This window comes from Paenibacillus roseus (assembly GCF_016424485.1).
GTDB lineage: Bacteria > Bacillota > Bacilli > Paenibacillales > Paenibacillaceae > Paenibacillus_D > Paenibacillus_D roseus.
This window is the reverse complement of sequence record NZ_JAELUP010000001.1, coordinates 123,151-147,900: the sequence shown is the minus strand read 5'-3', so window position 1 is coordinate 147,900 and position 24,750 is coordinate 123,151. Positions and strand designations below refer to the sequence as shown.

The following is a 24,750-nucleotide window of genomic DNA, read 5'->3' as shown; positions in this document are numbered from 1 at the left end:
TTTTTGTCCCCTCGACCTGCAAAGTGAAGATTAATGCTGGCGCACTTTGGCGGCAAGCGCAAGGAAGAAATCAACAGTGCGCTGAATCCGCGCTTTTACTTCCTCTGTCCCCGGCTCGCCGTCCTCACCGAAATTGCGCTGCTGGCCGCCAATGGAAATCCATTCCGGGCTGTTAATACCGTGCAGGTTGCGGACAATAGTCTGCAGTTGGGTTAGGGAACTGGTTCCCACACTTCCTCCTGCGGAGCTGCATACAAGGACCAACTTGCCGTCAAAATGCTCGAAATTCAGGAAATCAAGAGCATTCTTCAAGACGCCGGATAGGCTTCCGTGATACTCGGGCGTGCTCAGCACGACTGCATCTGCCCCCTTGACTGTGCTTTGCAGACGCTGGACAGCAGGCGGAACATCCCCGTTGTCAGGCGAGTAGAATGGCAATGGCTCCTTGTGCAAGTCAATCAGATCAACCTCATAGCTTCTTTGCTCCACCACCTTTTTTACATACCGGGCAAGCAGTGTGCTGGTAGCTTGCTGGCGATTGCCTCCGGCAAGAATAGCTATTTTCATAAAAAAGTCCTCCTCGATCATATTTTTTTAAGTTCAATAACAAATTGACAGAAAAAAGAGCCTTATGAAAGCCATAAGACTCCGAATGATTTCTATTGGGACAAGCGGAGAGCAAGCTCGTAAAGATCCATATTGAACGGCTTTTTCGTATTTACAACAGTATCGATATCTGTTGCGACATACTCTCCGTTAATAATACCGCATGATTTGGCAGAATCGCCTTCCATGAGCTTGCGGACTGCAAAGTCGCCCAGACGGCTGGCAAGAATCCGGTCATTATGGGTCGGCGTACCGCCACGCTGAATGTGGCCAAGTACGGTGACGCGCGGCTCAATGCCATTGCGTGCCGTAATCTCACGCGCTACATCTTCCCCGCTGCCCGCGCCTTCTGCAACAACAATGATGCTGTGGCGCTTGCCGTGCTGGAAATTCTCCTGCATCCGAAGCGCTACCTGCTCCAAATCATACGGAACTTCCGGGACAATAATAGTTTCGGCTCCACTCGCCAATCCCGCATAGAGGGCGATATCTCCGCAATGACGGCCCATTACTTCAACGATAGAGGAACGTTCATGGGAGGTCATTGTATCGCGAAGCTTGTTGATCGCATCAACAACGATGCTAACCGCGGTGTCAAAACCGATCGTGAAATCTGTAAACGGAATATCATTGTCAATGGTGCCCGGCAGCGCCATCGTCTTGATGCCCAGCTTGCTCAGCTTGTTCGCGCCCTGATAAGAGCCGTCCCCACCGATTACAACCAGGCCGTCAATACCGCGATCGCGCAGAATCTGTGCGCCTTTCTCCTGACCCTCAGGAGTCATGAACTCCTTGCATCTGGCTGTTTGCAGTATAGTACCGCCACGCTGAATGATGTCGCCCACACTGCGCAAATCCATCGGTCTCAAGTCATTGTTCAGCAGACCCTGATAGCCGCGCTGAATCCCGTAAACTTCAATACCATGAAATAAAGCGCTCCGGACAACAGCGCGTACCGCTGCGTTCATCCCCTGGGAATCTCCGCCGCTTGTCAATACTGCAATTGATTTTACTTGTGACATGCTTGTCAATCCTCCTATTTATCCAACACTTAATCTATATTGCTTAGCGCGAATATACACACTGTTAAGCCAGAAAAACACCCTTGTCAACGGACTTTTCCGCATGAGCTGCCTCGAGATGCGCTTCACATCCCGCTGCTTTCTCACCTTCGGGTCCGATAAGTACAGGGCAAGCAGCCCTTCAATTACCATACGATGAAACGGCGCTGCGGGCAACACCCTCACATCTTCGCGGGCATTTTGCACAATATTCCCGATCCGGTTCACCATCTCGGACTGGTTGACATAATAATTGCAAAAGTTAAGGTCGCCGCCTTGGCGGTCCTCCTCCTGATCAATCAGATAATCCAATAATATATGGAGTCCGCAAACATGAGGAAAATAAGCGTCGCGGATCATATCTGCATCCTTTTGCTGAAGTCCGGTATGAGCCGCGGCCAGAAACAGCATAAACATGCCGAGCGTCGAACCTGTTGCCGCAGCAAATTCGTTCCACTGCAAATGGGGGTAGCTGTGACGTTTCTCCTCCCACCACTTCAGCAGGCGCGGCTCTCTCAAATCCTTGCGGATATGCTTGTGAACTTGAAGATCGGCGTAAAGACCAACCAGGTCGATCACCTGACGCTTGACTTGCAGATAGGAAGGAAGCTGTGCAATGCTGCCTCGGCATGTCTCTACCAGAGCCAGCAAATAGCCGCCATCGTCATGCTCCCGGCGAAGCGCATAATAATCTCTGGGCGTTGCGTCAAGATCAACCGCATCCAGCATGGACTGATGCAGAAGGCGAAAATCGTCGGGGTCAAGCGAGGTGCTCCGGTCACACAGATTATCCAGATAGTCACTGATCGTCTGCAAAGCGACAATAAGCGGAGTGAGCACGTGCCGGTTATTGAGGCTTGCCGCCGCATAGACCGCACCGCCCTGGCAATGAAATTTCTTGGACGCTATGCTGGCAAGCGCCTGCGTCCGCAGCTCACGATCCGGGATCGCCTCCGCGCGCCGTGTCCAGCCGTCAAGCAGGTGTTCCACTTCGGGAAGCACATACTTGTATACACGGTACATCAGCTGCAGCGGGCTCTTGGGAGCCCCGTGCTTCATAGCGTTCAGACTCTTCAATGCGGGCGTCCTCCCTAATCAAATAGTTTATCCGGAATGACGTCTTGGCTCCATATCCTGATGTGTTCGATACCAGATATGCAAATCATGAATTTTGCTGGCCAGCTCAGCGATCTCCGAATTCAATCGGCAGGAAGTCCCAAAGTCTTCCTCCTCGTAAAGCCTGGCCTGCTTTTCATTAATCGTCCTCTCAAGCGCCATAATCCGATCCGGAATATGTCCGCGAACCGCCTCCCAATAGGCTAGAATAGCTGCCTGAGTGTTCGACTCATAGCTGTCCCATCCCTGAATCAGGCTAGGCAGTTCAATTTCCAGGCGCTCATCCCATTTGAAGTGATTCCCCGTCATCAATTTTAATCCTCCAACCATTAATGTACCATTTCAAACGTTACAAATCCAGCGAAATTGAACGAAACCAGGCCGTAAACGGTTTCACATTGTACCTGAAAAATTACGCAGACAACATATCCGCTTGTCTCTGATCATGTTATACTGTTTACCATGCTATTCATCATCTGTCGACGCTTGAAAGCGCGGCAGCGACCACTATTGCAAGGAGTGACCGGACATGTCTTCCGAACAGCCTGAGCATTCAGTATCCCTGGCAAGGATAGGGGCCTTTTTTCTGCCGCTGGGCATATCGGCCAGCCTGGTTACGATTTCTCATGTTATTATCAATAGTACGCTGACGCGGTCCGCCGATCCTGAGCGGGTTATCGCCAGCTATGCGATTGCCATGAGCATGCTGATGCTGGTTGAGCGTCCGGCTGTGCTGCTGCGGCAGACTTGCTCAGCGCTTGTAAGGGATAAGATTTCATTCCAGGCCATGCTCAGAGTTGCGCAAATTGTATTTGCCAGCAGTCTGGCGCTTGGCCTGATCATTTGTTATACACCAGCCGGAGCATGGGCTGTCCGCAACGCATTCGGTCTTGAGGAGAGCCGAGTTGCTGCAGTTATTGATGTATACAAGGTACTGATGTTTGTCAGCCTGTTCTCCGGCATTCGCTGTCTCTATCACGGGGTCATCATCTACCATCTCCGTACCAAGTGGCTGACAATCGGCATGGCAATCAGGCTTGCGGGCATGTATGTATTGTCCCTCTATTTTATTCAGACCGGGGTAACCAGCGGCAGGGATGGAGCGGTTATTTTTTTATGCGGCATGATGATCGAGGCGCTCGTCAGTTTTTTGGAAGGCCGGGCCCTCGTGCGGAAAATGCCGGTCAAGGCAGAGCAGCATCAGATCGAAAACAAGCGGCAGGTATTCTCTTTTTTCCGTCCCCTGCTGTTGTCGACCCTGGTTACATTATGGATTTTACCCGCAATTAACGCCATGCTCGGCAAAACGTGGGAAGCCGAGCTGTCGATCGCCGCATTCGCCATAGCTGCCAGTCTGGTCAGCCTGTTGATCAGCTTTTTCAGCTATTTCCATCAGATTGTACTTAACTTTTACCGAATTGATCCGGCTGCCGTCCGTAAATTCACCTTAATGCTGGGCTTTGTGCCTGCCATTTTGCTATTTATTCTGGCTTATACTCCGGCCGGCGTCTACATTCTTGAACACATCATGGGCGTGCAAGGCAGACTCCAAGCGGAAAGCTTGCGCACACTGAAAGCTTTTGCGCTACTTACGATACTCATGCCCTGGCTCGACGCGCTAAACGGATTGGTGCTGGTCAGGGGGCAGACCAAGCTGATGCTTGGATCGCAAATCGCGAATCTGAGTTTTACGCTGTTGACCCTGATTTCACTTGTGTGGCTCGCGCCTCACATGAACGGCACGATCGGAGCCTGGGCCCAATCCATTGGCATGCTGGCTGAATTCAGCTTCATCGCCCTGGCGCTTCGCTATATTAAGCCCATGGATACAGCTCTTCCGGGCAAAGTTTGACCGCCTCGCCAGCTGCCGGGACTGAAGCTGGCAGGAAAGCTTGCATTGCCGCTTCTGCTTAAGCACTGTTTCACATACATTTATTGCTCAAAGGGGAATCACAATCATGGCAACTACACCTGCGCTGGAGTCACCGGAGTCCGATCTATCGCCAACAGCCTCCAAGGAAGTGGCCAGGATGCGGACGTTCAGCTTTGCTTTCTATACGACTACGGCCGTCGTCATCTCCTATTTCCCGCTATACTTTCAGGACCGTGGCTACTCGGAACAGCAGATCGGAATCTTGTATTCGATCGGTCCGGCACTCGCTATTTTTGCGAATCTACTGGCCGGTATGGCAAGCGACCGGTTTCGGACCATCCGTAAAATTATGATGATCCTGCTGGCCGGACAATTGGCGATGCTGTCGCTTCTGTTTACTTCGGCCGATTTTATAGCTGTCTGTTTTATCATGGCCGGGTTTTATTTTTTCCAAACCCCGCTGAACCCATTAAATGACAGTCTGATCTTGTTGTCAGTCAAACATACAGGACGCAAATATCCGTCCATACGTATTTTCGGATCGATCGGATTTGCCGTAGCCGCGCTAGTCATCGGGCAATTCCTCAAGTCCAGCGGATCAGGAGCGACGATGGTTGCAGGTATAGTCACCATTATCATCTCCCTTGGGCTGTCATTTACATTGAAGGATTATCAGCAGACCAGCGCGCCTAAAGTGCAGTACAGCGGCTTTCTCAAGCTGGTAAGCAAGCCGGATGTGATCATTTTTTTCCTGCTGCTGCTGCTTCTGTCGATTGCGCACCGGATGAATGACGGCTTTCTTGCCGTGGCAATGCGGCAGATGGGGGCGGATGAGTCACTGGTAGGAATGGCATGGATGGTGTCTGCGGTTAGTGAAATCCCCGTACTTTTCCTGCTCGGCAAATATGGGCACAAGTTCAAGGACTTGCCCTTGCTTGCGTTTGCAGGACTCGGCTATGCGCTCAGGTTCTGGCTGCTTTCACGGGTTGAAGCTCCCGAATGGGCAGTGCTGATCCAAGCCTTGCACAGCATATCTTTCGGCGTCTTTTTCTCGACAGCACTGAGGTATATGACGCATCTGATTCCGGATGAATTCCGCGCCTCCGGACAGGCGCTGTTTGCCGTCATCTGGACCGGTATTGCCGGCCTCCTGAGCGGTTTGATTGGCGGATATGTATTGGAGGTATTTGGCCGGGGGACTTTCTTCGAAGCCGCCGCATGGCTGGCTCTTCTGGGGGCCGCAGGGTTCCTAATCAAGCATATTCGTGCTAAATAAGCAGCGAGGGATAGGTAGTAACAGATTCAAAAACAGCAAAACTCCCGACCTCAGTAGGGCGGAAGTTTTGCCGATATATCAATATTTCCTATAATATAAAAGGTTTATCCAAACCAATTATCTTATAATTTAGTTACGTTAGCTGCCTGAGGTCCACGATTGCCTTGAGTAATATCGAATTCTACAGATTGACCTTCTTCGAGTGTCTTGAACCCGTCGCCTTGAATTGCGGAGAAGTGTACGAATACATCGTCGCCGTCTTCAATAGAGATAAAACCGTAGCCTTTTTCTGCGTTAAACCATTTAACTGTACCTTTCAAATGAACAACCTCCTAAAAATGACCGCCGATTTAAACCGACGAGTAGCTTTATTATACTGTATTTTTATGGATAATGCAATTTCAACCTCCAAAATTTTTACAATCTCATGGCCCAAGCGTAAACGGCTTTGCCGTCCTTTGACGAGCAAAAAACTTCGTTTCGTGGTGAAATATAAGCTCATTTATAGAAGGAACTTTATAAATTTCTTATATTTTCAAAAATCCGTCCAAGCCAGGCTGAAAATTGAAGACCTTAATCATTCTGAAGGTGTCTTGGCCTTTGGTAATTTTCAAATAAAAATGGGAATTCGGAATGAATGGAAGATTGGAGGGACAAAACTCGGGGTTGCCCCATAGCGGCGTACAGTCTCCAATATATTGTCAAGCATCGGGTATGGCTCGTAACGCAAATTTAGCAAAGGGTAAATCCGGATCGTGCCTCCTCTACCCATCTCTTCTCATCTCATCTCAACTGGAGCCCCATTCATTTCTATGAACAAGTTGAACGAATCGTGTGAATTTCAGGAAACGAGGCTCATCACCCATGCCAGCACAGCTTTGGCATTGCATTCCACCCTCTTTTTTCGCTATGATGATAAGAAAAGGAAGCGAGGAATAATTAGCATATGTTCAAGAAATACGAAATTTATAAAAAAGACAACTACAATATGCTCAAGGTTGAAGTGCGGGGCAAAACAATTATTGTCCGTGAAATCTCCGACCAATGGGGAGAGGACTGTCACACCTTCGTCAGCCGCCCGCAAATGATGCACTGGGCAGAGAACCGGTTTCGTCCCCAGGACTTTATCGGAAAGGAAGAAGAGCGGGAAGCGATTCTGACCGCTTTCAAGGAAATTTGATCGTTATTCGGGAGGACGAAGTATGGATTCAACATCTACGCTGATTTTTATTATCGTTGCCTTTTGTTTGGGTGCAATTATCATTATGAAGAAAGATCAGATTCCAGCCGGAATGAGGCGCGGCCTTGCACTGATTTCAATCTTGATGCTTGCCTTTGCTTTCTTCCTGATTGTGTATAGCTTCTTAACGATGTAAATCGAATGAGGAGGTAATTAGCTGCAAACTCGCGGGGAGGGTTTAGCCAAATTTAATGCAAATTTAATGACTCCATTCATGAAGTAGAGGAAATTGGAACATACTAGGGCAAAATGAAGGAGTTGTGAATGCCCTTGAAATGGATTTCCCTGCTTCTGTCAATTGGCCTGCTATCCTCCTCCGCAGTCCCGGAGCATCTCGGTACCGGCAACGAACATCAGCCGCAGTCAAGCAATGAAAGTACAATGATACATATCCTGAGGAGGAACAAAATGAGTAAATTACCTAAGCGTTCAGAAGTCAAGCCGGAACACCGCTGGAAATTGGAAGACCTTTTTGCCGATCAGACCGCTTGGAACAACGAATATGCGCAAGCCCAAGAGCAAATCAAGCAAATTGCCACCTTCGAAGGCACATTGTCCGATTCTTCAAAGCTAAAGGCTTGCTTTGAGCTTGAGGACCAGCTTTCCTTCCACGTGGAGCGCCTCTATGTGTATGCCAATATGAGCCACCATGAGGACATGGCCGAACCAGGCAACCAGGCGCTGTCCGATAAAGCCAAGAAGCTTAGCGTGCAATCGGGCGAAGCGACCTCATTCATTACGCCTGAAGTACTCAGCTTAACGGATCAGCAGTTGGCAGCATTCATCAAAGACCCGCAGCTGCAACCATTCCGTCAAACCTTGCTGGAGATGCAGCGCGAGAAAGCTCATGTATTGTCCAAAGCAGAGGAGATGCTCCTTGCGCAAGTCGGCAACGTCAGCCAAGGCCCGGGCAACATTTTCTCCATGCTGAATAATGCTGATCTGAAATTCCCTAAAGTGCAAAACGAGAACGGCGAAGAGATTGAGCTGACGCATGGCCGTTACATCCAATTTTTGGAGAGCAAGGACCGCGAGGTTCGTAAAAATGCATTCAAGGCGATGTATGAGACATATGGCAATATGAAAAATACGCTGGCAGCTACGCTGAACGCCAATGTAACGAAAAATGTATTTTACGCGCGCGCCCGCAAATACCCTTCCGTCCTGGAAATGTCCCTGTTTGGCGACAACATTCCGAAGGAAGTGTATACCAACCTGATCGATACCATTCATCAGCATCTTCCACTCATGCATCGCTACATGAAGCTGCGCAAAAAGCTGCTGAAGGTTGACGAGTTGCATATGTATGACCTGTTCTCCCCGCTGGTTGAGGAGTTCAAATTGGATATTACGTATCAGGAAGCCGTCAAAACCGTAAAAGAAAGCCTGAAGCCCCTTGGCGAGGATTATCTGAATGTGCTTCAGGAAGGCTTCGACAACGGCTGGATTGATATTTACGAGAATGAAGGCAAGCGCAGCGGTGCTTACAGCTGGGGCGCTTACGGCACGCACCCGTACGTTCTGCTCAACCATAACGACAACCTGAACAGCATGTTCACGCTCACGCATGAAATGGGCCACGCGCTGCATTCTTACTACTCGGACAATAACCAGCCATATCGGGATGCCCAATATACCATCTTCCTGGCAGAAGTAGCCTCTACGCTGAATGAAGCGCTGCTGATGAATTACCTGCTTGAGAAGTCCACCGATCCGAAGGAAAAAATGTATCTGCTCACCTACTATGCCGATCAGTTCCGCACGACGGTATTCCGTCAGACGATGTTTGCCGAGTTCGAGAAAATTATCCATGAGAAAGTCGAGCAGGGCGAATCGCTGACACCGCAAGAACTAAGTAAAATTTACTATGATCTCAACCTCTTGTATTACGGTGAGGATATGGTTGTTGACCAGGATATCGAGATGGAGTGGGCGCGTATTCCTCACTTCTATACCAGCTTCTACGTGTATAAATATGCGACCGGTTTTTCCGCCGCTACCAGCTTCTCCAAGCAGATTCTGGAAGAAGGCGCGCCAGCAGTCGAGCGTTATCTCGGCTTCCTGAAGAGCGGGGGCAGCGACTACTCGATCAATATTTTGAAGACGGCTGGTGTTGACATGTCGACACCGGAGCCTGTCAGTCAGGCCATGAGCGTGTTCGAGGATTTGATCAAGCAGATGGAACAGCTGGAGGGCTAGAGTTAGCGCCCTAGAGAAAATACAATATCGTTAAAGCAAGGGCCGCTCTCGTCACGAAATGACGGAGCGGCCCTTGGCTAGATAATCAACAGAGACAACAGCGCGGCCATCCCTCCGGCGAAGGCAGAGGAAACAAAATTAACGGCGTCGTTATTCATCCAGGACCAGCCGCGGGTACGAACAGTCTGCACATCGCAGTGGGTACGGCGCTCCGTCTCCCGGCCGCATGCCGGGCAGCGGTACATGACTTGTCCGGTTGCGCCGATCAGGGAATCTACGAAGGCGCCGGCGAGACCGCTTAACGCTGCGGCGACAACCAGGAGGGCGACGGCCGCAGGTGCAAGCTGGGTCTGAACCTCCGCCCCCGGTGAGGAAATCGGCCCTGCCTGGCTAAGCAGAGCGGCGCAAAGGCCGATAAAGGCTGCTCCGCCCCCTGCTGCCAGACTTCCCAGCAAGGTCACCCCGCCGCTCGTTCCTGCCGGCACTACCCTGCCGCTCAGCAATGCACGGGGCTGGCGTCTGCTCAGCGCCCCGATCTCGGTCGCCCATGTATCCGCATTGACGGAGGCCATTACTCCGGTGAAGGCAAATAGCCAGATTGGATCAGGGTGCCATGCATGGGCAGCGCACAGGATCAGACCCAGCCCCCCATTGGCCCATACCTGCATCCCGTCGCGCTGGCTTCCCTTCGCATAATTGGTTTCTGCGACATGCTTCGCGCGTGAATTGCGCTTCCACTTGGACCAGAGCGTGGATGAGATGAAAAAAGCGATCAACGTTCCGAACCAGACCGGACCACCGAGTACAAAATAAGCCGTTCCCATCGTTGCGGCCGCCCATGCTCCCGAAGCAGAAAGCGAGGAACGGCGATAGGCCAGCCATGAAATCGCAAGACTGCCCGCGAGTCCGGCAACCAACCGGAACCAGGCATATGTGAACCATTCTGCAATCATGCGCGACCCTTCCTCCTTTGCAGGAATTTGGCATTTGATGTCGAACATTAGAGCCATAGTTGAATACCATTTCGACCGGGGAGTGTACGTTTGGTGGAAGATGTAACCCTGTTCAATGAACCAATGGAGTCATTGTACGATGAACTGAGCGCAGAACAGATGCTGCGCATTATCTTTAATTATACAACAAAAATCGCCAACGAACGCAATCTGCAGCGTGTGCTCATACTGATGGCGGATATGGGCCGGGAAATGATAAGAGCAGACCGCTGCACAGTCTGGATTATCGACCATAGCCGCGGCGAGCTGTTTACTAGAGTTGCCCACGGCGTAGAAGAGCTTCGCGTCCCGCTCGGCTCCGGCTTTGTCGGCCATTCCATTGCCACGGGCAAGCCGCTGCTGATTGAGAATGCAGCCGAAGATGCCCGTCATAATGAGGAAAATGACAAACTTACCGGCTACTTGACCCGAACGGTAATTACTGTCCCCTTTGTCGGGAGCGATGGACAGATTATCGGAGCCTACCAAGCGGTTAACAAACTTGCCGCCAACGGTGTATTCAGTCGCCAGGACCTGGAGTACTTGAAGCTGGCCGCCTCTTATGCTGGAAAATCTCTGGAATCCGTTATGCTTCATGAAGAAATTGCATCTACACAGCGGGAGCTTATACTAGCACTTGGCGAAATCGGCGAGAACCGGTCCAAGGAAACCGGATATCATGTCAAACGGGTGGCAGAATACTCCTATATTTTAGCCCTCGGACTCGGCTTTACCCAATCAGAAGCCGAGCATCTCAAAATGGCCTCGCCCATGCACGATATCGGTAAAATTGCCATTCCTGATTCTATTTTGCAAAAGCCGGGCAAGCTCACCACAAAAGAATACGAACTGATGAAAACCCATACGTCCATTGGCTATAACATGCTGGGCAACTCCAAACGGGAGCTGCTGCAGTCCGCCGCTTATATCGCCCACCAGCATCATGAAAAATGGGATGGAAGCGGGTATCCGCAAGGTCTCAAGGAGCAGGATATTCACCTCTATGGACGAATTACGGCTGTAGCCGATGTATTTGACGCACTTGGCAGCGACCGCGTCTACAAGAAAGCCTGGGAGCTTGAGCGGATTATAGCTCTGATGAAGGAGGAACGGGGTCGGCATTTTGATCCCTCTGTTATCGATGTCTTTTTCGCCCAGTTGCCAAGCCTGCTGACGATTCGCGAACAATACAGGGACAAGCTCCCCTCCCCTTCGGAGCTTGCTTAGTCCTGCTTCCGATTCAGCTCTTCCTTACACAAACTTCAGCCGCCTGCGCTCCGGGCATGACGACGGATGCAGGCGGCTGAAGTTTTTCTCGCAGCAGGTGAAAAAAGCTATATGCCAAGCGCCCGGGCATAGCGGTCCGGGTAGTTGGTACATATCATTAAACTCCCGTCCATCTGCATCAGCCTGCGCATCGCAAGCGCGTCATTAACTGTCCAGGCCATCACCGTCAGCCCCGCTTGATGCCACTCCTGCAATCGTTGCGGGGTAATCTGTGTATAGCCAATCGACAGAAAGGCAGCCTGCAAGCGATTCAGTTCGGCAATAAGCTGGCTGGGAGAGGCATCAATGATAAGCCCGGTTGTCATTTCGGGGCTTATTTTTTTTACATTGTAAAGAGCATCGGGTTCAAAGGAAGTGATGACGGTATCAAACTGCAAATTATACTTGTACAACAGTTCGACAACCTTTTGTTCGATGCCGGGATACTTGCCGCTCAGTGTTTTCAACTCAATGTTCAGCCTGCAGCGGCCTGCCGTAGCCATGAGCAACTGTTCCAGTGTCGGTACAGGCTCCCCTTCAAAGGAGCGACCGAACCAGCGGCCGGCATCCAGCTTTGCCAGTTCCTCAGCCGTATAATCGGCCACCTTCCCTTTGCCATTGGTCGTCCGGCTAAGCCGATCGTCATGAATAACAACCGGGATCTGGTCCTTGGACAACTGAACGTCGATTTCCATCCACTGTACAAAAGGATACGCCATCGCATGGCGAGCTGCGATCAATGTATTTTCAGGCGCTTCCCCCGATGCGCCGCGGTGAGCCACACATAAGTTGTTCACAAGCTTTCCTCCTGACCTATTGTAAGCCGCCCCGTTGTGAGCGGGAGCTCAGGTTCCCTTCCGCATCGATTTGAACACCGTAGGAAATGGATTCTATCCGTCTCAGCAGCGCTTGCGCCTCTTCCCCCTCAAGTAACGCAGGCTGTGAGGCCACTGCCTTCATGGGATGAAGGCGCATCTGACAGTCTCCGCTGCGGCTGCACTTGGCGTCGAGCACTCCGGTCTCCGCCGACTTTTCATTGGATGTCATATTGAAAATAAAATTGCCCATGCTGTAGGCAATCCATTTGCCTTTATATTGCTCAAAGCCTTGCAGTACGTGCGGATGCGAGCCAATAACCAGATCAGCGCCGGCATCAATGTATTCTCTGGCAAAATTGCGTTGATAGTTCTCAGGGTGATCTGCCCGCTCTACCCCCCAGTGAACCATTACAACAACAAGGTCCGCTTCCTGCTTGGCCCTTTCGATTGCTGCCTTGGCACGGGTAGTGTCATAGGTTTCCGCAACACCTGCCCGATACTTCTCCGCTTTCCATTCTACGTTTGGCACAACTCGGCTTATGCCTATGTATGCAACCTTGATTCCCTTGGATTCCAGAATCACCGGCGCGAATGCTTCCGTATCATTGTTCCCTGCCCCTACATAGGGAATACCAGCCTTGTCCAGATGTTTCATCGTATCCAGCAATCCTTCAACGCCCATATCGAGCGTATGATTGTTAGCCAGCGTGACCACATCAAATCCGGCTTCTTTGAGCGCAGGCAGCGACTCCGGCTTGCCTTTGAAGACGAACTGCTTGCCTTCCGCAGGAGTGCCCCGAGTCGTAAACGGACTCTCCAGATTGCCCGCAGTCAAATCCGCATCAGCCAGATAGGATAACGATTTCGCATACGGATAATCAAAGCCCTCTTCATCAAGCTTCTTTTGCACCGATCCTGCAAGCAGAATATCCCCTACAAAGGCCAGCAACACCTCTCCTTGACCTCCATACTGCGGACTCGCAGGCTGCTGTTCAGGCGTTAAGCTGTTCTCTTCGGGATTAAGCGGAGTATCCGTCCCGTCGCCAGACAATCCGCCGGGATTCTGTACACTGTCATCCTGGTCTGGCAGTGATGAATTGTCCTGCGGAGGCTGCTCCTCTTGATTTTGATTTTGCCCATTGCCACTGTCGGCCTGTCCATGATTATTCGCGTTGCTGGGGTTATGACGTTCGGCAACCTCGGGCGTACGTCCCGCTCCATTATTCCACAGACCGTTATTGTTTCCCCATAGCAAGACGGCAAAAACGATAATCAGCCCTGCCAATACTCCATTTAAAATCAGGAGACGCTTCATTCTTCTTTTTCTCCTGCTTTTTTGCTGCTTGTGCTTATCTGATCTGCTGATAGACATGATTGCTTAGACCCCTTTTGACTTACAATAACGTTTCGTTCAATATCCTCCATTATAACAGGTATCCTGTAAGGTATTACACTGCTAAAAGTCCTTATCCTGCATATTGGCCAAATTAAACACGTATAAGGAGAGCTTTTTGTCGGGCAAATATAGCACTCTCGACGAACTTAAAGGACTTCGAGAACACAATTAAACGGCCTCAGTCCAATGAAATTCAGGACTAAGACCGCTTAACGAGGTTTTATCATTTATTCTGTTACTTGACGGGGTGCAGTTTAATCGTCCATCCCGCCACAGACTCGCAACTATTCAACTAAATTCTCTAATGTAAGCTCTCCAATATCGCAAACGCCGCTTCCTTGCCCTGACGGATGCAATCCGGCAGGCCAACTCCATCGAAGGCCGCCCCTGTAACCCATACGCCCGGAAGCTGTTCTTCAGCACGCTTGCGCAGTCTTGCTACATTCTCCACATGCCCAACCGGATATTGCGGCATGGAATGGCGCAAGCGCGTAATTTCTGCGAACAGCGGCTTCGCGTCTACATCCATAATTTCTTTGACTTCACGCCGGACAAGAGCGAGGAGCTGCTCATCATCAAGCTCGACAACCTCTTCTGCCCCCGCACGCCCAAGATAACAGCGGAGCAGCACCTTGTCTTCCGGGCTGGTGTGCAGCCATTTGGTCGAGGTCCACGTACACGCCGTAAGTTGTCGGTCCTCTACACGAGGAATGACGAAGCCGGAACCGTCGAATTGAAGCCCGAATTCTGCCTTGTCGAATGCCAGCACCACATTGGCTACCGAAATATAGCTTACCGCTTCCAGTTCGCTTACATCCATCAACGGACGCAGAAGCGACGCTGCTCCGAATGCCGGGACCGTGACGACTACCGCATCAGCTTCCAATCGTTCACCGCTTGCCAGCTCCACTGAATAGGCAACCCTTCCATTGTCCTGGGGCTGCTTATGAATCGCAGAAGCCTTGACGCCAAGTCTTCGGTCTGCATCAGAGAGCGCCTGATCAAGCGCGTCCACCAAGGCTGACAACCCGCCACGGAAGGTCAGAAACATGCTGCCCTTTACATGCTCCGGAAGGTCATTGCTTGCTGCTGCGGCAACCGAGGCTTTTCGGCTCTCTTGCATGCCGCGAATCAGGCTGCCATGATGCAGCTCGGCTTCCCGAAACTGCGGGAACGTAGCACGGAGGCTCAATTTGTACAGGTCTGCAGCGTAAATACCAGCCAGCAGCGGCTCGGCTAGCAGCTGCACGGCTTCCCGGCCGAGGCGGCGCTCGAGGAAGCCGCCTACTGATTCATCCTCGCTGCCCTCCTGCGCCTCCAGCACCAGATCCTGCAATACCCGCTCCTTGCCGCTCTCGGACATCAATGCCGTCGCCGCCAGCCCGTCCAGATCAGTAGGAACCCCCAGCATCAGTCCCTGCGGCATTGGATGAAGCTTGCCGTCATGCAGAATAAACGATTTTCGCCCATTCGGGTTTTGAGCAGTCAGCTCCTGCTCGATGCCAAGATCTCTTGCCAAATCCACTATTGCACGCTTGCGCGCCAAAAAGGAATCCGGTCCCTTCTCAATAACAAAGCCGTCCTTGTGCAGCGTATCGATCTTCCCGCCTAGCTCCGGCGCTTCCTCCACGATTGTCACCTGAACCTTGCGCCCCGATTCCCGAGCCTGGCGCAGGATATAAAAAGCGGAGCTCAGGCCGCTGATCCCCCCGCCAATAATGACAATTCGATCGGTCTGTCCTGTTCCCCGCATCATTTACCTCTCCCTTTAACCTGGAACTCGCCTCAACAATCTTTTGCGAATTCGATACCTCTGTAGTTGTCTTGCTGAATTCAAGCTTATTTTGCGTTGATCACGGAATCCGCCAATACTTCCATATAGAGCGGGTCCGTATTCAGCATTTCAATCCGCTCAAACTGCACGCCCAACTTGCCCGCTTCCGCTTTAGCCTCAATATCGAGATCATAGAGCACTTCCAAATGATCGGATACAAATCCAATTGGCGCTGCCAATACCTTCTTTGCTCCTGACTGGCCAATCTCCTGCAGCGTGTCCAGAATGTCCGGCCCGAGCCATGGCTCATGGGTTCTGCCTGCGCTCTGCCACGTAAACTGCCAATTCTGAACTCCCGCCGCCTCAGCGACTGCTCTGGATGTGGCCAGCAATTGCTCAGGATAAGGGTCCTTCATCTGGATAATCCGCTCCGGCAGACTATGGGCGCTGAACAGCACTGTCACATCGTGGGCGGGCGGCTCGGAGCCAAGCTTGCCGACTCCATCTATGATTCTTGCAGTCAGAGCTTCAATCAGCTTGGGATGCAGATGGTATTCCTCGACAAAATTCATTCGAACGCCCACCGATTCTGCGGTTTCATTCGCCCGTTTAATATAGCTGCCTACGCTCATCGTGGAATAATGCGGCGCAAGCACAATGCCAACGGCTTCCGTAATGCCATCTTCGCGCATCTGCTTCACGCCGTCCTCGATATAGGGCTTCGCGTGCTTCAACCCCTGATAGCAGACATAAGTATCCGGGGAAAGACGGTCCAGCGCGGCCTGAAGCCCTGCTACCTGACGATCGGTATTTTTGCGAAGCGGGAAGAATCCCCCGACAATGGCCTCATAACGTCCGGTCAGATCGGCAAGCTGCTCCTCCGAAGGCGGATTGCCGCGGCGGATATGGGTGTAATACTCCTTTACGTCCTCCATGCTCTCCGGTGTCCCGTAGGACATGACGAGCACGCCGATTTTTGGCTGGGCCACGGCTAATCAGCTCCTTTGCCCGCTGAGTGCGGTGATTTTCTGTTGCGAATACTGGTGAATAAAGCCTGTCAGCTCCCGCAGCTTGTCCAGCGACGCTTCCGGGAACAGCCCGTGTCCTAAGTTGAAAATAAAGCCCGGCTGTTCCAGTCCCTGATCGATAATGGCCGCCGCATACTCTTCGATGACTGCTTGCGGCGCAGTCAGTACAAGCGGGTCCAGGTTGCCCTGCACCGCATAATGGCCGCCCAGCCTTCTCCGTCCCTCAGCAATCGATACGCGCCAGTCCAGACCGATCACATCGGCCTTCACATTGCCGAGTACCGGCAACAGCTCGCCAGAGCTTACGCCAGGGAAATAAATTTTCGGCTGGCTAAGGTCGGACAAGGAGTCAAAAATGCGCTCGATGGTCGGCAAGACGAATTTTTGGAAATCATATGGGGAAAGCGCGCCGACCCAGCTGTCAAATAGCTGGAATGCCTTGCCGCCCGCAGCGATATGCGCTCTCAAATATGTGATGACCATATCACCGAGCTTCTCCATTAATAAGTGCCAAAGCTCAGGCTCACTGTACATCATTTCCTTGGTGCGGATGTAATTTTTGGACGGGCGGCCTTCAATCAGATAGCTGGCAATAGTGAACGGCGCCCCTGCAAAGGTAATGAGCGGGACGCTCAGCTCGCGATCCAGAATACGGATCGTGTCGATGACATGAGACAAATCGCCGTCCACATCAATCGGCTTCAGGCGCTCAACATCCGCCTTGGTCCGAATCGGGTTATGTATTACCGGACCGATATTTTGCACAATATCAAAATCAATGCCGATGGAAGCAACCGGATTCATAATATCGGAATATAAAATAGCGGCGTCGACACCCAGTTTGTGTACAGGCATCATCGTCACTTCGGCGGCCAGTTCCGGCTGGCGGCAAATTTCGAGGAGAGAATATTTCTCCTTTATTTTACGATAATCCGGATCATAACGGCCTGCTTGCCGCATATACCAGACAGGCAGCTGGTCCACGCTCTCCTTGCGGCAAGCCCGGATAAACCGGTCATTATATGTCATCTGTGCTCCCCATTTCTTACGTATTATCTTCCATTATGCCCTTTTTGACCAGAGCTAACAACCGCTGACCGTTAACGAGTATGACAATACTTTGACAATGTGGGCGTGGTCCGGGAGGCAGACCTTGCCAGCTGTGATATACTAGGACTTGACTCGTATTTGCCGAAATCGTTTGGACTCAATCAGCAGCATAGGAGGTGCATTGCGGGCAATGGAACAATGGAAAGTCAATCTGATCGTCCTCTGGTTCGGACAATTCCTTGTCATGGCTGGAATGACGATGATTGTCCCTTTTCTGTCTCTTTATTTGCAAAATGATCTCGGCCTGCAAGGTGAGCATACCATCGGTACATGGGCGGGTCTTATTTTTGCAGGCAATTTTGTGACATCCTTTGTGTTTCAGCCGCTGTGGGGCAAGCTCTCGGACCGTTACGGCCGCAAGGTCATGCTGCTGCGCTCGGGCTTCGGGATGGCGGTAGTCATGACGCTGATGGGTTTCGCAACTTCTCCTTGGCATCTGCTGGCGCTGCGCCTAATCAACGGTACGATATCCGGCTTTAATCCGGCATCCATCTCGCTCATCTCTTCTACAACCCCGAAGGAAAAAATGGGCTATGTAATGGGGACACTGCAATCCGGCGCTATCGCAGGAACTATTTTGGGCCCGTTCTTCGGCGGCATAATGGCCGATGCCTTCGGCTACCGGCCGATTTTTTATATTACAGGGGCTCTTCTGTTTCTCGCGTCTCTGCTGGCGATGTTTACGGTGAAGGAAAATTTCGATAAGGAAAAAGCGCAGGCGATTCCCCAGATTTCAGTCGTTCAGGGACTCCGCGAGCTGACAAAGGTTCCGCAATTGACCGCTCTTTACGCCGTTACCTTTATGATTCAGTACGCGATGATTTCGCCAATGCCGCTCATCCCGCTCTTCGTACAGCATTTGCACGGAACGGCGGAGAACGTAGCATTTTGGGCAGGCTTTGTCGGTTCGGTCACCGGGCTGTCCAATATGGTGTCTGCGCCGCTGCTTGGCAAGCTCGGGGACCGGATCGGACCGGAGAAGATACTTGGCATCGCCCTGTTTGGTTCTGCCATTCTGTTCATTCCGCAAGCGTTCGTAGGCGCCGTATGGCAGTTGCTGATCGTACGATTTCTGCTTGGCATCTTCCTCGGCGGCCTCCTTCCAACTGTGAACTCGCTAATCAGACGTTTCACGCCGGAAGGGAGGGAAAGCCGGGCATACAGCTTCAACAGCAGCATGCTTAGCCTTGGCAGCATGGTCGGTCCCGTGACGGGCGGCCTAATATCCGGCTGGGTCGGGATCAGCGGCGTCTTTCTCATCTCCTCGGCGATGTTTTTTCTCAATTTCCTGTGGGTGCGCCGCTCACTTTACCACAGCGATGGACAATCCGTCATACGCGGGGATTAAGGTGCTGATGAGACGCTCGTCTGTCGCCAGCCGTTCATTGAAGCTGCGCATGGCGTGGACGGAAGGCCCTTGCTTGTCCGGGTCGGTCACCCGTCCTCTAAGGAGTGTATTATCGGCGACGATCAGCGCCCCCGGACGCGCCAGCCGCAGCGCATGGTCCAGATAGACCGGGTAGCCTTGCTTGTCTGCGTCAATGAAGAAGAAATCGAAGCTTCTGCCTTCGCTCTCAAGCTCCCCCAGGCTCTTGGCAGCATCGCCAATTCGGTAGATTACTTTGTCGCCCAGCCCTGCTGCAGTCAGGTGCCTCCTGGCAACATCGGCATAGGCCGCTTCAAGCTCCAGTGAAGTAAGGCTTCCTCCCTCCCGCAGGCCGCGGGCCAGACAGATGCCGCTGTACCCGCCAAGCGCACCGATCTCCAGTATATTCTGCGCTCCCGATGTATAGGCAAGCATGGTCAGCATTCTGCCGAACGCGGGCTGGATCGAAATTTCCGGCATACCGGCTTCGCGAATGCCCTCCTTGGCTCTTTCCAGGTGCTCATCCTCGCGGAACAAATCCGCTACATACTTTTCAGCTGCTTCCATATTGATTTCCTCCCTGTTTGTCAATCCATCTACTTTATCCTATACTTGATTGTATGTTGTTGGGCCTGTGATTACAATCTTCGCAATGGTAAACACAAGTCAAGCTGAGATTACGGAGTGAAAATGATACCTATGACAAAGATTCAACTGATTGCAACCTGCCCGATGGGACTTGAGGCGATTGTCGCCCGCGAATTGAAAGATCTGGGATACGAGCATACGAAAACGGAGAATGGCCGGGTTAATTTCGAAGGCGGTTATGAGGATATTTGCCGCACGAATCTGTGGCTGCGGACGGCGGACCGGATTTTGGTCAAAATGGGCGAATTCCCGGCCCGCACCTTTGATGAATTGTTCGAAGGGACGAAAGCGCTCGATTGGCCGGACTGGATTCCCGAGAACGGTGAATTCCCGGTAGAGGGCCGTTCCCACAAATCGCAGTTGTCCAGTGTTCCTGCCTGTCAGGGCATAGTGAAAAAGGCGATTGTAGAAAAAATGAAGCAGCAGTACAAGCATGAATGGTTTCAGGAAAACGGCGCGCGTTATGTGGCCGAGGTTTCTTTGCTGAATGATATGGCGCTGCTTACGCTGGACACGACCGGACCGAGCCTTCACAAGCGCGGCTACCGCAAGGTCGCAACCGAAGCGCCGCTCAAGGAAACGATGGCAGCGGCAATCGTGTTGCTCAGCCGCTGGCGTCCGGACAGGCCGCTGTATGACCCATTCTGCGGCTCCGGGACGCTGCCGATCGAAGCCGCATTGATCGGCTGGAATATTGCCCCCGGCATCCGCCGCAGCTTCAGCAGCGAGCATTGGCCGATTATTGGCGAGCAGCGTTGGGAGCAGGCGCGCGAAGAAGCTTACGATTCGGTGAAGGATGACATTCCGCTGGAAATTACCGGCTCGGATATCGATTCGAATGCGATTGAGATTGCCAAGGCTGCCGCCAAAAAAGCCGGACTTGGCGCGGAGTTGTCATTCCAGCCGCAGCCTGTGAACAAAGCTGTCCCGCTTGGCGATTACGGCTGCATTCTCACGAACCCGCCTTACGGGCAAAGACTTGGAGATGACAGGGAAGCGGAGAAAGCCGTGCGTCAGCTAGGTGCAATGGCTAGTCGTTTGCCAAACTGGTCTTTATTTGCCATCAGCCCGGCGAAGAGCTTCGAGCATTACTTCGGACGGACAGCAGACAAGAAGCGAAAACTGTATAACGGACGGATCGAGTGTGCGCTCTATCAATACTTCGGCCCGCTCCCGCCCCGCAATCAAAATATCTAGACCTCGTTATAAATAGCATAAGGAGCTGAACATGCGGCCCGGCCGCAGACGTTCAGCTCCTTATGCTATATGTGTTATTCGTCCGTTCTTATCCCCGTCCAAGGCATTCCGCCTATTTGACAAACTTACGAGCCAGCTCTACAGCTTCATCCTCTGTAGGCGCAGTAATGTAGCGTCCGTTGATAAAGACGAAAGCTTTGCGCGCGCATGGACCGCAATACGATTTGCAGCCGACGCGGATTTCCGATTCCGGGTCCAGCTTCTTAAGCTTGGACAGCGCCGTTTTGACCTTCATATGCTTGCATTTATCACAAATGCGAATATCATTAGCCATTTACGTTTCCCCGATCTTTGCTTCTTCCGCGGGTCAGTGATCCCCGTGGTTGCCCTTGGAAGGGTTCGTAATGGCAAAGCCTTCTTCCGGCACATAAAAATAATCAATCCGAATTCCATCCAGGAACGGATCATCCTTGGCGAGAATCACATCGATCTCCTTGTCTGTCGACACTACAACATCCGCTTCCGTCGGAACATCAAGCTGCATGCCGTAGTGGGCGTGATCACCGTGAGCGTGCGTCACAAAAACCCGCAGCAATTTGCCTTCATTCTCAGCCTTGTCCAATTCAAGCTGCAGCACCTTTGCAGCATTACGGGAAATTTTACATTTCATCTTCTTCCAGCTCCTTTTATCTGTATTGTAATGAAATCGGGCCGGAAGTTCAACCGTGATTGCAAACCTGCCAAAGCTTCTCTTTCACATCTTCAGGACGGTGTTCCGTGCTTGCCCTCCATCCACCGGGCAAACCACTGTGCAGCAATCATCGTCACCGCAATATCATCAATCGGCACAAACGGCAGCACATCCGGGAGCACCCAATAGAGCAGCACCGGAACGACAAACAGCAGCTTATGATGCAAAGGCACTTGCCTGGACACAAGCAGCCGGTAGATGCGGACAAATACCTGTTTCCAATGACGGAGCGAAAGCAGCTTGCGCATATCGAGCGTCCCCTCCTTTGTTACCGTCATTATAGCATACCGCACCTGCCAGCAATCCATTACAACTTACAGCTTGACTGCTGCCAATAGTAATTGCTGTATATTTGCATAGATTTTATCAAATTGCGCTATCGGCAACGGATTCACACCAAGTCCGGCCTCAACCGTAAATCCCGGTCTGCCGAACTCCTGAATGAACCAGTCCTTGAAGCCAGCATCGCTGCCTTCCAGCTTAACCGCCTTATATCCGCTGGCTGCGGCAAGCTTGCCCGCAAGATCCTCCGCTGCAGCCGGCTCATAGCCACGGTAATTCCAATAGATTTCCTCCCCTTGGGTATGAAGGGCCAGAACGGTTGCAAATTGCTTTTCCTTTGTAAATTCGTACAACGTTCGCGCTTCCGGCTCGCCGAGCGGCGCCAATCCCGGATAATCACGGGGACCTGGCCCGTCATGACCGCGACGACTTACTTCCTCTTCCCAATGGGCGGGAAACTGATCATTCAAGTCCACCCCATTGATATTGGCCTTCCATTCGGAAAAATCTTCGCTTCCCCGATTGAGTCTCTTCAGCTCCGCATACCTTGGATGAGTCTTGCCTACTCCCCCTTGAACAAGCTCAACTCCGTCAGGATTCACCATCGGAACAATCCATAAGGTCACCTGCCGGCTCAGTGCTTGTATGTCCAATTCCTCTCCTTCACTCCTGATGAGAAGCTTCTCCCCCAGCGACAAGGATCGCGCGACATCCTCTATAAATCGCATCGCAAGCAGTGACGTAATCCATTCATTGGCATGAAAGGAGGCATTGATCTGAACGGCCTTGTCCCCCTGGCCGATACGAAGCGCATGAATGGCTCTGCCGCTCACACTCCGACCGATATTTTCACACCAGATAAAAGGGTAAAGCCGCTGCAGCCTGGCAATTTGATAACACAGGTCCGGGTAGCCATAGTCATGACTCGCCTGGACGATTCGTTTGGTGATATCAGCGGAATTCGGTTTGGCAAGAGGGTTTTGCGGCAATGGAAGCTGCAGTTGCAAGCCAGCAACGATCACCGTCCCTTGCTTGAGGAAAGGATTGGCTTCGTAAAGCGCCTCTTCCGGCACACCAAAACGCCCGGCGATACGTCCTGCTGTATCACCGGGCTGAACCATATAAAACGGTAAATTGTACAAAGCTCCGCCTCCCGTAAAATGACGTATTTTTCATTTTTATGCGGGACAATCGGGCTTATGTCTGGTATCTGTCTATCCACTGCCTAACCGATCTTCGGAACTTGCCAAACAACCGGCGTCAGCTCAATTTCCTTATTCAGCCATTGCTGCGCAATGGACTTGAACATTCGCGGGTCCCCACTGCAGCAAAAGTGGTGAATCGGCACAGGCTCATTGCGGGACAGCTTGCCCTGATCATGCAGAATCGTGCTGATTTCACGGGCCGTCTCATCCGCAGAACTGATTAATGTGACTTCCGGTCCCATGACCTCGGAGATTGTATCGGCCAAATACGGATAATGGGTACAGCCGAGAATGAGGCAATCTATCGAGCTTCCCTTTAGTCCGATCAACGAGCTTTCTACCGCATCATACGTCTCTGCAGAGCGGAAATTGCCTCTCTCTACGAGAGGAACAAACTTGGGGCAAGCCTTGCTGAGCACCTCGATATCCGGTCTAAGCCGCTTCAGAGCTGCATCGTAAGCGCCGCTGTTAATCGTCCCCTCGGTTCCAATTACACCGACGTAGCCTGTCTGGGTGCGTCCGATTGCAGCTCTCGCTCCGGGATAAATCACACCAACAACAGGAATATTAACCTTGGAGCGAATATCCTGCAGGGCTACTGCTGTTGCCGTATTACAGGCTATCACAATCATTTTCGGGTCATATTGAATTAAATAGTCGACAATTTCTCTTGTAAAACGAAGCACTTCTTCGGAAGGACGAGGACCATAGGGTGCACGTGCCGTATCCCCGAAGTAAATAATTTTCTCACGAGGCAACTGGCGCATAACTTCCTTGACGACTGTCAAACCGCCAACCCCTGAATCCAGTATAGCTATGGGTTGTTGCACAGATACACCGCTTTCCTGATGTTAGTAACGAAATGATTTGTCAGGGCTTCGCCGTCCTGCTGGCGGACAAAGCGTGCGCTCTCCTATTTCAAAATAGAATATGAAGAACCATTCCAAAACGTACCTACATCTTAGCGCATAATCAGACAAGGTTCAAGTTGATATCAGCCTAGTCGCTTAGTTCGAAATTGAATGGTTGACTTTGGAATTGACTTTGGAATCAGGTTGCCCCTTGATCCGTCAACTTGCAATGAATCGGAAAGCAGCCCGATCCGAAATTGCTTTCAGACCGGGCTGCTTTCCAATTCATTCTCAGGAGCGCGCCTCATCATCCAGCACGGGTTCCTCCCTGTCAGATTCAATAGTTTGAACAGCCGAGACTTCAACTGTTCCGGCTTCGCCTTGAGCTCCGCGTTGGTCTTTCCATGATTTCAGATTATGAATGGCATGTGTGGCCGAGTCTTTCGTTTTGCCTGCCAAATGAGTCGTTTGCCGCCCGATCTGCTGTGCCAGACGAACGGTTTCATCTTTTACCTGACCGGCAAGTTGAACGGTTTTCTCGCTTACCTGGGTTGCGCCGTCTGCAATGTCACGACGCAGCTCCTTGCCGGATTTCGGCGCAAGCAATAAAGCGCCAATCGCTCCAGCAATGCTCCCTGCAAGAGCCGCCAGCAGGTAGCCTTTCGTTTTTTTGCCACTTGTCATTGATCATTCGC

At 51.7% G+C, this 24,750-nt stretch carries 26 protein-coding genes; 8 read left to right on the top strand and 18 right to left on the bottom strand.

Annotated elements, in window-relative coordinates; all coding sequences use genetic code 11:
- Positions 1–30: 30 nt before the first annotated feature.
- The 4 genes from JFN88_RS00655 to JFN88_RS00640 all read right to left on the bottom strand — a co-directional run bounded on the left by JFN88_RS00655 (position 31) and on the right by JFN88_RS00640 (position 3,092).
- Positions 31–567: an NADPH-dependent FMN reductase gene (locus JFN88_RS00655; protein WP_199017360.1), complete on the bottom strand. Its 537-nt coding sequence runs from the start codon at positions 565–567 to the stop codon at positions 31–33.
- A gap of 92 nt (positions 568–659) precedes the next feature.
- On the bottom strand, positions 660–1,628 hold the full coding sequence (gene pfkA / locus JFN88_RS00650) for a 6-phosphofructokinase (RefSeq protein WP_199017359.1): 969 nt from the start codon (positions 1,626–1,628) through the stop codon (positions 660–662).
- A gap of 18 nt (positions 1,629–1,646) precedes the next feature.
- Positions 1,647–2,726 (bottom strand): tetraprenyl-beta-curcumene synthase family protein, encoded by a 1,080-nt coding sequence (locus tag JFN88_RS00645; protein ID WP_199017404.1) that lies wholly within the window; start codon positions 2,724–2,726, stop codon positions 1,647–1,649.
- Positions 2,727–2,771: 45 nt separating this feature from the next.
- Positions 2,772–3,092: a hypothetical protein gene (locus tag JFN88_RS00640; RefSeq protein ID WP_199017358.1), complete on the bottom strand. Its 321-nt coding sequence runs from the start codon at positions 3,090–3,092 to the stop codon at positions 2,772–2,774.
- A 220-nt stretch (positions 3,093–3,312) separates the two neighbouring features.
- Here JFN88_RS00640 and JFN88_RS00635 point away from each other — a divergent pair, with 220 nt between their 5' ends.
- Complete coding sequence (locus JFN88_RS00635; RefSeq protein ID WP_199017357.1) at positions 3,313–4,635, top strand: multi antimicrobial extrusion protein MatE; 1,323 nt, start codon at positions 3,313–3,315, stop codon at positions 4,633–4,635.
- 106 nt (positions 4,636–4,741) lie between these two features.
- Complete coding sequence (locus tag JFN88_RS00630) at positions 4,742–5,932, top strand: MFS transporter (protein WP_199017356.1); 1,191 nt, start codon at positions 4,742–4,744, stop codon at positions 5,930–5,932.
- A gap of 122 nt (positions 5,933–6,054) precedes the next feature.
- On the opposite strand, the gene JFN88_RS00625 is transcribed toward JFN88_RS00630, so the two are convergent.
- On the bottom strand, positions 6,055–6,252 hold the full coding sequence (locus JFN88_RS00625) for a cold shock domain-containing protein (protein ID WP_199017355.1): 198 nt from the start codon (positions 6,250–6,252) through the stop codon (positions 6,055–6,057).
- Between the two features lie 626 nt (positions 6,253–6,878).
- On the opposite strand from JFN88_RS00625, the gene JFN88_RS00620 reads away from it, so the two are divergent.
- The 3 genes from JFN88_RS00620 (at position 6,879) to pepF (ending at position 9,371) form a co-directional block, all read left to right on the top strand.
- Positions 6,879–7,112, top strand: coding sequence for a hypothetical protein (locus JFN88_RS00620; protein WP_199017354.1), 234 nt, complete (start codon positions 6,879–6,881; stop codon positions 7,110–7,112).
- Positions 7,113–7,134: 22 nt separating this feature from the next.
- The gene (locus JFN88_RS00615) at positions 7,135–7,308 is read left to right on the top strand and encodes a hypothetical protein (RefSeq protein ID WP_199017353.1); all 174 of its coding nucleotides are present in this window, start codon (positions 7,135–7,137) and stop codon (positions 7,306–7,308) included.
- 272 nt (positions 7,309–7,580) lie between these two features.
- Positions 7,581–9,371 (top strand): oligoendopeptidase F, encoded by a 1,791-nt coding sequence (pepF, locus tag JFN88_RS00610; RefSeq protein ID WP_199017352.1) that lies wholly within the window; start codon positions 7,581–7,583, stop codon positions 9,369–9,371.
- A 77-nt stretch (positions 9,372–9,448) separates the two neighbouring features.
- On the opposite strand, the gene JFN88_RS00605 is transcribed toward pepF, so the two are convergent.
- Positions 9,449–10,324 (bottom strand): DUF92 domain-containing protein, encoded by an 876-nt coding sequence (locus JFN88_RS00605; protein ID WP_199017351.1) that lies wholly within the window; start codon positions 10,322–10,324, stop codon positions 9,449–9,451.
- A 93-nt stretch (positions 10,325–10,417) separates the two neighbouring features.
- On the opposite strand from JFN88_RS00605, the gene JFN88_RS00600 reads away from it, so the two are divergent.
- On the top strand, positions 10,418–11,590 hold the full coding sequence (locus JFN88_RS00600; RefSeq protein WP_332908406.1) for an HD domain-containing phosphohydrolase: 1,173 nt from the start codon (positions 10,418–10,420) through the stop codon (positions 11,588–11,590).
- A gap of 107 nt (positions 11,591–11,697) precedes the next feature.
- Here JFN88_RS00600 and JFN88_RS00595 read toward each other — a convergent pair whose 3' ends face one another.
- The 5 genes from JFN88_RS00595 to hemE form a co-directional block, all read right to left on the bottom strand.
- Positions 11,698–12,426 (bottom strand): glycerophosphodiester phosphodiesterase, encoded by a 729-nt coding sequence (locus JFN88_RS00595; protein WP_199017350.1) that lies wholly within the window; start codon positions 12,424–12,426, stop codon positions 11,698–11,700.
- A gap of 16 nt (positions 12,427–12,442) precedes the next feature.
- Complete coding sequence (locus JFN88_RS00590; RefSeq protein WP_233167299.1) at positions 12,443–13,762, bottom strand: CapA family protein; 1,320 nt, start codon at positions 13,760–13,762, stop codon at positions 12,443–12,445.
- Between the two features lie 382 nt (positions 13,763–14,144).
- Positions 14,145–15,596, bottom strand: coding sequence for a protoporphyrinogen oxidase (hemG, locus tag JFN88_RS00585; protein ID WP_199017402.1), 1,452 nt, complete (start codon positions 15,594–15,596; stop codon positions 14,145–14,147).
- A gap of 86 nt (positions 15,597–15,682) precedes the next feature.
- Positions 15,683–16,606, bottom strand: coding sequence for a ferrochelatase (hemH, locus tag JFN88_RS00580; protein ID WP_199017348.1), 924 nt, complete (start codon positions 16,604–16,606; stop codon positions 15,683–15,685).
- A 6-nt stretch (positions 16,607–16,612) separates the two neighbouring features.
- On the bottom strand, positions 16,613–17,674 hold the full coding sequence (hemE, locus tag JFN88_RS00575) for a uroporphyrinogen decarboxylase (RefSeq protein ID WP_199017347.1): 1,062 nt from the start codon (positions 17,672–17,674) through the stop codon (positions 16,613–16,615).
- A gap of 211 nt (positions 17,675–17,885) precedes the next feature.
- On the opposite strand from hemE, the gene JFN88_RS00570 reads away from it, so the two are divergent.
- A complete protein-coding gene (locus JFN88_RS00570) occupies positions 17,886–19,103 on the top strand; it encodes an MFS transporter (RefSeq protein WP_199017346.1) in 1,218 nt (405 codons plus the stop codon).
- Here the strand turns inward: JFN88_RS00570 and JFN88_RS00565 are convergent.
- Positions 19,059–19,688: an O-methyltransferase gene (locus tag JFN88_RS00565; protein WP_199017345.1), complete on the bottom strand. Its 630-nt coding sequence runs from the start codon at positions 19,686–19,688 to the stop codon at positions 19,059–19,061. The genes JFN88_RS00570 and JFN88_RS00565 overlap by 45 nt on opposite strands.
- Positions 19,689–19,820: 132 nt before the next feature.
- On the opposite strand from JFN88_RS00565, the gene JFN88_RS00560 reads away from it, so the two are divergent.
- Positions 19,821–20,966, top strand: a complete 1,146-nt coding sequence (locus JFN88_RS00560; protein WP_199017344.1) for a THUMP domain-containing class I SAM-dependent RNA methyltransferase — start codon at positions 19,821–19,823, stop codon at positions 20,964–20,966.
- Between the two features lie 112 nt (positions 20,967–21,078).
- Here JFN88_RS00560 and JFN88_RS00555 read toward each other — a convergent pair whose 3' ends face one another.
- The 6 genes from JFN88_RS00555 to JFN88_RS00530 all read right to left on the bottom strand — a co-directional run bounded on the left by JFN88_RS00555 (position 21,079) and on the right by JFN88_RS00530 (position 24,739).
- A complete protein-coding gene (locus JFN88_RS00555; RefSeq protein ID WP_199017343.1) occupies positions 21,079–21,300 on the bottom strand; it encodes a YuzB family protein in 222 nt (73 codons plus the stop codon).
- Between the two features lie 33 nt (positions 21,301–21,333).
- The gene (locus JFN88_RS00550; protein ID WP_199017342.1) at positions 21,334–21,636 is read right to left on the bottom strand and encodes an iron-sulfur cluster assembly accessory protein; all 303 of its coding nucleotides are present in this window, start codon (positions 21,634–21,636) and stop codon (positions 21,334–21,336) included.
- 92 nt (positions 21,637–21,728) lie between these two features.
- Positions 21,729–21,965, bottom strand: a complete 237-nt coding sequence (locus tag JFN88_RS00545) for a hypothetical protein (RefSeq protein WP_199017401.1) — start codon at positions 21,963–21,965, stop codon at positions 21,729–21,731.
- A gap of 66 nt (positions 21,966–22,031) precedes the next feature.
- Positions 22,032–23,141 carry a M14 family metallopeptidase gene (locus JFN88_RS00540; protein WP_233167298.1) on the bottom strand — a complete coding sequence of 370 codons (1,110 nt, stop codon included), beginning with the start codon at positions 23,139–23,141 and terminating at the stop codon, positions 22,032–22,034.
- Positions 23,142–23,224: 83 nt separating this feature from the next.
- Complete coding sequence (gene racE, locus JFN88_RS00535) at positions 23,225–24,034, bottom strand: glutamate racemase (protein ID WP_199017341.1); 810 nt, start codon at positions 24,032–24,034, stop codon at positions 23,225–23,227.
- A gap of 312 nt (positions 24,035–24,346) precedes the next feature.
- A complete protein-coding gene (locus tag JFN88_RS00530; protein WP_199017340.1) occupies positions 24,347–24,739 on the bottom strand; it encodes a YtxH domain-containing protein in 393 nt (130 codons plus the stop codon).
- Positions 24,740–24,750 lie beyond the last annotated feature (11 nt).